The sequence below is a fragment of the Methylobacterium sp. Leaf100 genome (assembly GCF_001422845.1).
In the GTDB taxonomy this organism is placed as follows: domain Bacteria; phylum Pseudomonadota; class Alphaproteobacteria; order Rhizobiales; family Beijerinckiaceae; genus Methylobacterium.
On sequence record NZ_LMMW01000041.1, the window covers coordinates 1 to 9273 of the forward strand.

The following is a 9273-nucleotide window of genomic DNA, read 5'->3' on the forward strand; positions in this document are numbered from 1 at the left end:
CAGCCCATCATAATGCCTGAAGCGATTATAGCTGAGTCCCGTCTCAAAATCCTCCCATTGCCCCTGGAAGCGGATTGGACAGACCTGTGCAGCCGCGATCGCCTCGGGATCGTCCTTCAGCGCCAAGGCACCGAACGTCCGGCCACCGCCACCGCGTCCGCCCGGAGGAATGGTGCCGCCCCATTGCGCGGCATTGTCGTTGTCCGCCTGCGCCAGCCACAGCCGGCGCACCGCGCCCCAGGTCCGGTACTCCGCCGCCCAGACGAGGTCACCCGCCTCCCCGAACACCTCCCGCGGCGTGCCGAGATGATCGGTCACGATGTAGTGCAGGCTGCCCTCAGGGGTCTCCTTCGCCACCGGCACGAACCCACCCGGCTCGTAGTGCCAGCGCGTGGCGTCGCCCCAGTCGATGCCGCCGTCGAGCCGCAGCGGCGCCTCCTCCGCCACCACGTCCCCGTCCCAGAGGTAGGCTATCCCCACCACCGGCGGCCGCCCGTCGAGGTCGCTCGCGCCCGCCGGACGCGCCGCCCACACGTCCAGCCCGCTGCGACCGCCCGCGGCCACGCTCTGCACCAAGCCCGGGAAGCGCCCCCGCACCCAGGCCTCCTCCGCCTCCGCCAGAACTCGCCGCTTGCTCACCCGCCGCCCGAATGGATCGTAGCCGTACACCCAGTCCTCGCCAGATGGCGTCTCGCACGAGACCAGACGGTCGTGCGCGTCCCAGGCGTAGCGCCACACGCGCGGTCGGAACCCGGCCCGCTCGACCCGACGCTCCACCACCCGCAGGCGCGCATCGTAGTTCAGCAGGATCGTCTCGCCGAAGGGCCCGCGCGCCCGCTCCACGCGGCCGCCGGGCGCCACCTGCCAGGGCCGCAGACGATCTTCCGCCGTTCCCGACTCCGCGAGGTTCAGGGCCGCGTCGTAGGCGAAGCGCTCCTCGCTCCCGTCGCCGTGGCGCGTGCGCACCACCTGCCCGGCCGCGTCGGTCTCGTAGGTCGTCTCGCCCCAGCGCGTATCCGCGATCGCGCGAGGAGAGAAGTCACGCGCCCAGGCGTAGGTCCGCTCCACCCCCGGCCCTGGCGGCAGACCCGCCGGACTCGGCTCCCCCCCCCCCCCCNGCGCGTGCGCACCACCTGCCCGGCCGCGTCGGTCTCGTAGGTCGTCTCGCCCCAGCGCGTATCCGCGATCGCGCGAGGAGAGAAGTCACGCGCCCAGGCGTAGGTCCGCTCCACCCCCGGCCCTGGCGGCAGACCCGCCGGACTCGGCTCGCGCCCGCCCCGCTGCCCGACCAGCTGGCCCACCGCATCCCAGGCCTGTTCCAGCCGGAACCCCGCGGCGCTCTCGCGCAGGAATTCGCGCCCGGCCACGTCGCGGGCGAAGCGCAAAGGCACCCGATCCCCGACGGCGATCCCCGAGAGCGCCCCGAGTGGGTCGTAGGCCACCGCCACCAGCCGTTCCCCGATGCGCCGCTCGGTTCGGTTGCCGCAGCAATCGTAGGTGCTCTCCACCCGACGCCCGTTTTGCGTCTCCGCGGTCACCCGCCCGAGGGCGTCGCGTGCGAACTCCACCGTGGCGTCAGCGTTGACCGCCGCGCGCAGTCGACCGCAGGCGTCGTAGCGGTAGGCCGTCACCGCCGGCGCGGCAGCGCCGGGCGTCCAGGCCTCCTCGCGCAGGAGCAGGCCGGCGCGGTCGTAGGCGTAGGCGACGTGGGCCCCGTCCGCGTGGCGCATTTCTACGAGCCGGTCGGCGCGGTCGTAGGCGAAACGGGCGGTGAGGCCAGAAAAGTCGGTCTCCTCCACCACCCGCCCCGCAGCGTCGCGCGCGAAGGTCCAGTGCCGGCCAAGCTGGTTCTCGACCCGCACCAGCCGCTCCTCGGCGTCGTAGGCGAAGTGCAGGCGCCCGCCCTTTGGATCCTCGATCGACTCCAGGAGATCGAAGGGTCCGTAGCGGTAGAGGGTGCGCCGGCCCTCGCCGTCTGTGAGCATCAGGGTAGCGCGCTCCGGCTCAGCCTCGCGCCGGACGGTGACGCCGTCGGGCCGCGTCAGGGCGGTGGGCGTCCAGAAGTCGGCACCGGGACGCTCGTCGTAGGCGAAGCGGGTGACCTGGCCAAGCGGGTCTGTGCGGGCGGTGAGGCGGCCGAAGGCGTCGCGTTCGAATAGGGTGGTGCCGCCGCGATAGTCGACGAGGCGCACGAGGTTGTGCTGCGCGTCGTAGTCGCGGCGCTCGATCAGGCCGTCGTGGCGCATGTTCGCGGTGAGCAGGCCGGCTTCGTCGGTGGCATAGTCGGTGCGGTACCCGAGCGGGTCGACGGCCGAGACCAGGTTGCCCCGCCCGTCGTAGCTCCATTCCCAGGTCTGGCCGGCCGGGTCGATCAGCCGCTCGAGGCGCCCGTCCTCGTCGTAGTGGTAGGCGGTGCGCCGGCCTTCAGGGTCTGTGACCGCGCTCAAGGTGCCGAAGGCGTCGTAGGCGTAGGTGGTACGGTAGCCTGCCGGGTCGATCTCGGCGACCACGGCGCCGAACGCGTCCCGCTCGTAGGTGCGGGTTCGGCCAAGTCCGTCGGTCCGCGCGACGAAGTTCCCGTCCGCGTCGAACACGGTACGAGCCGCGCCGACGAGACGCGCATAGGCCAACGTTGTCGCCCGGGCCTCGGGCTCGTAGGCGAGAGTGTGGTCGAACGCACCGCCCGGAGTCGTGACGGAGATCACGCGGTCCTGCCCGTCATAGGCGTAGGCGACCCGGGTCGCGACGCCGTCGTCGTAAGCGGTGAAGCGGCCTTCCGCGTCGTAGGTGTAGCGGAACGACCGGGCGTAGGTGTTGCGGACCTCGACCAGGTTGCCGTTCGCGTCGTAGGCGTAGCGACTGATCGGCCGGGTCTCGCCGCCGGGCGCGCGCAGGGTCACGCCGGAGCGCCGGCCGGCCTCGTCGTTCTTGAACAGCAGCGCGAACCCGTCCGACCGGTCGAGGCGCAGGAGCAGGCCGGCTGCGTCGCGCACGAGACGCGCGGCGTTGCCGTTGGGATCGCGTATCTCGGCGAGGCGCCACACCCCGTCCGAGTCACGGCGGAAGAGGCGGATCACGCCGTGCTCGCGCGCCGCGAAGGTCGCGTCCGGTCCGGCCGCGAGGGTGATCGCGGGGTGGTGGGTGTTGACGCTGACCTCGCCGATATTGGGCGCGGGGCGTGCGTAGTCGGCGGTGACGCCAGACGCCATGACGAAGAGCAGGCTGCCGTCCGGCTGCGCCGACAGGGTCTCGTCGAAGCTTCCGATGCGGTTGCACCCGAGCGGTCCGTCGCGGTCGAGGTCCGAGGCGTAGGCGCGCGAGAGGTCGAGTGGGAGGGTACCGTGCAGCAGAAAATCGACGTCGAAGGTGACCTTGGTCCCGTCGCGCAGTACCACTGGGCGGCGGCTGCAAGCCTTGCAGACCTTACGTCCGCGGCCGAGCCGCTTCAGGATTCGCTCGCCCCCTTTCAGGAGACGCAGCCCGCGTTCGTAGGGGAGGTTTTCCGCCAGCACCTCGCCCGCCATCTGCGCGGTCGGTCGGTTCTCGGCGTCGACCTGATTGACGGCCTCGTTGACCTGCGTGTTGAAGCGATATCGCTCCGCAAGGGAGTTGCCTTCACCCGAACCGAGGAGGGCATCGACGCCGGCCGACAATTTGTCTGATAAGCCATTTGTCGCCGTGTTCGCGATACCGCGCACGAAGGTGTCGGCATGGCTGAGCCAGCCCATACCGGTCCGGGTCTCACGCACCGCGTTTAGGATTCGCCGACGACGCTGCTCATCTGTCTCGGACGGCGCAGCCGATCCGCCTACGACCATCTTGCCGTTGGCGTTGCCATTCTGGATCGACTCGTTCGGCTGGCCTCCTTCGCGACCTTTCGTGGTAGTCGGTCCGGGCGGCGGGTCGGGCTCGCCGGCCGTGATCATGGGAAGCCTGACGCTGGCTTGGCCACCGTCGACACCGGACCGGTTCCCGCCGCTCACGCGCTTGTCTCCGCCGTTACCGCGCGGTGCAGATACCGTGCCGCCATCACGTTACGCCCCCGCATCCGAGCCGGGTTTCGACGTCCACACCGAAGGAACCTCGACGGGCCTCATCGTGCGCTGCGGCTCGGTCGGGCCGATGTCGGGATGGTTGATCCAACACGGGTCTCCGTCCCGCACGACGGCATGGCCGTGCGAGAACACGCTCGAACACGCGGTTCTCACGTGCGAGTATTTCTTATAGCCCGGGACTACGACGCCCTTGCCTGTCCCCGGCTCATGCCCCGTGATGCGGACGGCGCGCGTGTTGAGCTGGAAGTCCTTGAGCGCGTTGTTGCGTACGTCCGGAGACACCCGCTCGGACCCGTCGAGCTCGACGACGCAGGAGTAGGCCACCGGCACCATGCCACCGCCCATCGGCGTCCAGCACACGTCCGGGCCGGTCGTCACCATGAGGTTGCTGCCTTCGCGGCGGCCGGAGACCAGCTTGCTCATGTCAGCTCCTCTCCTCCGTTTTGTCCGATGGCTGCGCCATCAGCTCGGCGAAGTCGGCGAGCAGGAAGGTTAGGGCCTCGACTTCCCGGTGATCGAAAATCGTCCGCCAGCTCAGGTGCGCGCGGTGACGGCGGGGGTCTGGATCGGCGACATTGAGGTAGAGGGTATCGAGCTCGATCAGCGCGACATGGGCGCTCCCTCCCGCCCGCGTTACCTCGAGGACGATCGCGTGGCCCGGCAGTCGGATTACCCGCTGTCCGTCCTCACCACCGAGCCCGGACAGCCGCACGGTCTCGTTCCCGATCAGGAGGCCGGGGTAAATCAGGTCCGGATGAGCGCTGTTGTGGTAGGCGAAGTCGTAGTCGGCTGGCCAGTTCGGCCAGACATGCGCCTGCCAGTGCGCGTCGTAGGTTCCGCCGAGCGGGCGGCGAGGCAGCCAGGCCGGGGGAATCGGCCCGAGCCCGGCCGGACTATAGCGCCGATGCGGTTCCAAGATCGGCTCGTCCGCCGCCTCGATCTGCGGTGCCGGCATGGCTGCATCGATCGGGGTGAGGTCGGGGGCGATCCAGCCACAGCCGATCGGATTGTGCTCGTCGGCCTCGAGGAATGGCTCCTTCCCGTCCGCCCCCGGCCGGGTCAGCAGGCCGCCATAGGCATACTCGTAGCGGATCGGCACCTCGCGAACCGGCTCCGGCTCCCCTAGGCGCCAACCGCCGAACACGCGCCGCTTCTCTGCCACGCTCATCGTGGCGCGCGCCCGCTCGGACACGCCCCAGACCGGCTCCCACATGCGCGGTCCGGTCACGCGCAGCCGCGTTTCCAGAACGTGCTTGCCCTCGACCCGAATCCCGCAGGTCCAAGATGGTCGAGCTGCGCCGTCGGGCGAACGGGCGACTGCGTTCAGGATGATGTCGGATCGTGGCTTCTTGGGCACCACGTCAGAGGGGAGACGCAGGGACGAACTGTTGAGGGCGCCGTGATAGGTGTCGGTCAGCACCAGTGGCTCCTGCTCGTCCGCGATCGCCAGGCTGCCGTCCGCGGCGATATCGTAAGTCCCCTTGACCAGAAGCACCCCGAACTCACGGCCCTGGCTGTCGGTGTTGTAGAAGCGCAGGTTCGGGAACGGGCTGAGGTTCAGCATCTCCATCGGGACGGTCCTCAGTTGTGGTCGACGACCTTGCCGGTGAGTTGAACCTGCTCGGACCCATCGATATAGATGGTCACACCCTTGAGCAGGATCGTTCCGTCTTTCTTCATCAGCAGCGACGACTGGCCGACTTGGATCAGCAGTTCTTCCCCAACGACCACCTTCTTGGCATTGCCGATGTTTTCGATTGATGTCTGTCCGACATTGACGACCTTGGTTACGCCAACTTGTTCGGTGGATGCGATGCCGGTGGTGGTGTTCTGGAACCGGCTGACCAGGGTGTTCATGACGCCGCCGAGACCACCCATCATCCCGCCGACCTGACCGGCGAGCTGCGTGCCGGCCCCCGCCATGCCGGCGCCGCCGCCGGCGAGCAGGCTTCGGGCCGTCGCGTCGTTGATCCCGGCGCGGGTCCGGTCGAGGCCGCCGCCCATGAGGCCGCCGATCCCGCCGCCGCCGATCAGCCCGCCGAACCCCGCCGCCAGCGGCGCGAGCGCGGCCGCGCCCGAGCCGTCAGCGCCTTCGCCCGGAAGCCCGGCGGTCGCGTGTCCGAGGCCTGCGAGTGCGCCGGTATCCACCGGCGAACCCGTGGCCGCTCCACCGCCGTCGGCCCCGCTCATGGCCTGCGTGGCGACGCCCATGGCCTGCCCGAGCAGACCGGCGGTCTGGCCCGACAGCGCCGCCATCACCGCCGAAAGGCCCGCACTCGCCGCGCCGCCCACCGCGCCCACGGTGAGCGAGCGCGAGCCGCCGACCTGTTGGCTCTGGTTGTTGGCCACCTCCAGCGCATGGTTCGCGCCGATGCTCTGGACCTGGTTGGCGTCCACCCGCGTGGTCGCGTCGTTCAAGACCTTCGTGGTCATGTCCTTCTGGGCATGCGTGAACAGGTTCTCGGCGCCGGCCTGGTCCTCCATCGAGACCTCGTTGTAGCCAGTGCCCTTGTGGGTGTCGGAGCGGATCACGAGCTTGGTCTTGTTGGCCGGCAGGTCGTACGGCACGGGATTGTTCGGGTTGGGCACGATGCCGACCACGATCGGCCGGTCGGGGTCGCCCTCCTGGTAGGCCACCAGCGCCTCCATGCCGATGCGCGGAATGATCTGCTGGCCCCAGCTGCCCCCACCCCAGCTCTGCGACACCCGCACCCAGCCGGTGTCGGTCCCGTCGGCCTTCGCGCGCCGGTCCCACGGAAAGGTCAGCTTCACCCGCCCGAACGCGTCCGTGTGGATCTCCTCGCCCGGCGGGCCCGCGATCCGGGCGATCTGCAGCCCGTCGATGCGCGGGCGCGCCGTCCCCCGGTGCGGCGTGGCCGGCAGGTGCGCGGGCATCACCGCGAACTCGTTCTCGTAATGCGGCGTGCCCGCGCCCGTCTCGTAGGTCGGGTCCTCGGCCCGGTGCAGGATCCGGCTCACCACCTGCGACGCGTAGACGTGCTCGGGGTGCGCCACCTCGTAGGGGGTGAAGCGGTGCCCGGCCGCGAGGCCGCGCACCGACGAGCGGCCCTCGATGCGGTCGAAGTCGGTCTCGGTCGCCTGCACCCGCAGGCGGGTCGCCGCCTCGCCGGCCTCCGGCGACAGGAAGCGGCCGGGATACTCGTAGAGCTCGTAGGCCGCGTTGCCCGGCACGCTGACCAGGGAAGGGGTCGCCGTCTGCAGGCGGGTGTTGGGGGTGGTGAACTCCCAGTCGCCCCCCGCCCGCTTGCCGGGGGTGAAGCGCATCTGCCGGCGCCAGTCGTGGATGTGCTCGGCATCGGCCGAGCCGAAGGCGAGACGCACCCGCTCGGGGATGCCGTCGCGGTAGGCCGAGGCATGGTCGCCCACCACCAGGGTGTGCCGGCCCGCGGCGTGGACGAAGTAGTAGAACGTGCCGTCCTCCTCCAGCCGCCGCAGCAGGTAGGCCAGATCCGTCTCGTTCCACTGCACCGCGTAGGGCTGCTTGTCCGGCGGGCTCGTCACGCCGGAGAGGTCGAAGTCGGCGATGCCGTGCTCGGCGCACAGGGTCTCGAGCACCTGGAGCGTGGTCCGATCGCGAAAGATCCTGCAATCCGACCGCTGGCTCATCAGCCACAGGCGCGGGCGCAGGGTCAGCGCGTACTGACGCGCGCCGCGGGTGACGATCGGGCCCTCGTGCAGCTCGGTCACGAGCCCGTTCCAGACCCGGGGCATGCCGTCGGCCAGGGTCAGGGACAGATCGGCGGCGGTGCCGACGATCTCGTCCGCCCGCACGGTCTCGCGCTGGGCCCGCACCGTGGCGCGCAGGGTGAACAGCGCCGACAGGCCCTCCTCGACCTCCAGCCGCTCCAGCAGCAGCGCGTCCTCGCCCAGCACCGTCGCGATCGACAGAAGACGACCCGCCTGCGTGTAGCGGACATGGGGCTCCATCAGCGGGTCTCCGAACCGTCACGCCGGGAACGCAACGCACCACTTCCGGTTGACCTATTATGTAACTTTCTACCGCGACGTTCAAGTGATTGCCGCCGCCGCTCAACCGTGCTCACCTGGCCAGCCGCATGCGTCACGACACGCCCGACCTCCCATCCCCACCCGCTGGCCGGCCCCCGCCTGTGCCCCTCAAGCCACGCGGGCGGAGCCAAGCGCGTGGCCACGCTACGGCCGCGGCCATCGACCTGCCCGCCCTGCGCGCCGCCTACGAGGCGGGCGCCAGCACCGTCGACCTCGCCGTGGCCCACGGCCTCGCCCGGACGACCATTCGGGACTTGCTCGAACGGGCGGGATGCACGGTTCGCACGGTGGCCCAGGCCCATGCCGTGCGGGAGCGGGCGAGCTACGTCCGCGCCGCGCGGCCAACTCCTGCGTCCGGGCGCCGGATCGTCCTCGATGTCTTCGGAGCGCCCTGGCGGGTGACCCACACCAGCCCGACCGGGCACGGCTTTGCGGTCGTGCGCGGCATCCGCGTACCCGGAGGGCGCGGCAGCCCCGCGGTGATCCTGACCCAGCCGCTGGCGGCGCATCTCGAGCGGCACCGCCTCGCGCCACGGCTGCTCGACCTGCCCCTCGGACAGAGCGTCATCGTGCGCCTGCGCCAGCGTCTCGCCAAGGATTTCGTGCGGGAGACCGCCGCCTGGTGGCAGGCCCGCCGGGACGACCTTGATCGCCTGCCGCCGGGGGCCTTCGCCGCCCGCCACGGCGTGCCGCGGAACACCGCGATGGTGATGCGCCGACGGCTGTGCGGCCCCCGGCCCGGGCGCCGGGACTGGCTCGACGCCGCTGCACGAGCCCTGCTGCTCTCGGACCGACCCGCGGCCGAGGTGGCGACCCTGCTGGGGAAAAAGCGGGATCTCGTCTACCAACTGCGGAGCGCGCTGCGCCGGCAGGCGGCGGCCGGTCCTGGGGCGTCGCACGTCCCGGCGCCGGGGTGACAGATCCGAAGATCCGCGTCCTGAAGACCCACTCGGCGCCCTCTCGCCGAGCAATGCGGGCTCTCTCTCGGGTAACGGAGCCGGTCGGGCATGAATGCCGGATCTGCTCGGGACGGGGTCCGTGCTCCAGACGTCCGAAACTGCCCCGGCAAGTGGTTCTGGTCAGCCCCCATTGAAGTGGTCCGCTCTTTGGTATGGCTTTTGAGCCTGGAGGACGGACAAGATGGCAAAGCACCCGAAGCCCGAGGAGATCGTTGCCAAGCTACGGCAGG

General features: G+C 70.5%; 5 protein-coding genes. 1 reads left to right on the plus strand and 4 read right to left on the minus strand.

Annotation, left to right across the window (positions count from 1 at the left end):
* From ASF25_RS15940 to tssI, 4 genes are all read right to left on the minus strand, one after another.
* Window positions 1-1068, minus strand: a 1068-nt coding sequence (locus ASF25_RS15940) for an RHS domain-containing protein (protein WP_210168826.1), incomplete at its 3' end; no start/stop codon positions are given.
* Between the two features lie 2966 nt (window positions 1069-4034).
* A complete protein-coding gene (locus ASF25_RS15950; protein WP_056305828.1) occupies window positions 4035-4478 on the minus strand; it encodes a PAAR-like domain-containing protein in 444 nt (147 codons plus the stop codon).
* Window position 4479: 1 nt separating this feature from the next.
* The gene (locus ASF25_RS15955) at window positions 4480-5625 is read right to left on the minus strand and encodes a DUF2169 domain-containing protein (protein ID WP_056305830.1); all 1146 of its coding nucleotides are present in this window, start codon (window positions 5623-5625) and stop codon (window positions 4480-4482) included.
* Window positions 5626-5636: 11 nt separating this feature from the next.
* Window positions 5637-8003, minus strand: a complete 2367-nt coding sequence (gene tssI / locus ASF25_RS15960; RefSeq protein ID WP_056305832.1) for a type VI secretion system tip protein TssI/VgrG — start codon at window positions 8001-8003, stop codon at window positions 5637-5639.
* A 128-nt stretch (window positions 8004-8131) separates the two neighbouring features.
* On the opposite strand from tssI, the gene ASF25_RS15965 reads away from it, so the two are divergent.
* On the plus strand, window positions 8132-9001 hold the full coding sequence (locus tag ASF25_RS15965; protein WP_156369026.1) for a hypothetical protein: 870 nt from the start codon (window positions 8132-8134) through the stop codon (window positions 8999-9001).
* Window positions 9002-9273: the final 272 nt, after the last annotated feature.

Bases quoted from the DNA above. Each gene is read 5' to 3' on its own strand.
- ASF25_RS15950 (WP_056305828.1), bottom strand. From the start codon at position 4,478: ATGAGCAAGCTGGTCTCCGGCCGCCGCGAAGGCAGCAACCTCATGGTG.
- ASF25_RS15955 (WP_056305830.1), bottom strand. From the start codon at position 5,625: ATGGAGATGCTGAACCTCAGCCCGTTCCCGAACCTGCGCTTCTACAAC.
- ASF25_RS15965 (WP_156369026.1), top strand. From the start codon at position 8,132: ATGCGTCACGACACGCCCGACCTCCCATCCCCACCCGCTGGCCGGCCC.
- tssI (WP_056305832.1), bottom strand. From the start codon at position 8,003: ATGGAGCCCCATGTCCGCTACACGCAGGCGGGTCGTCTTCTGTCGATC.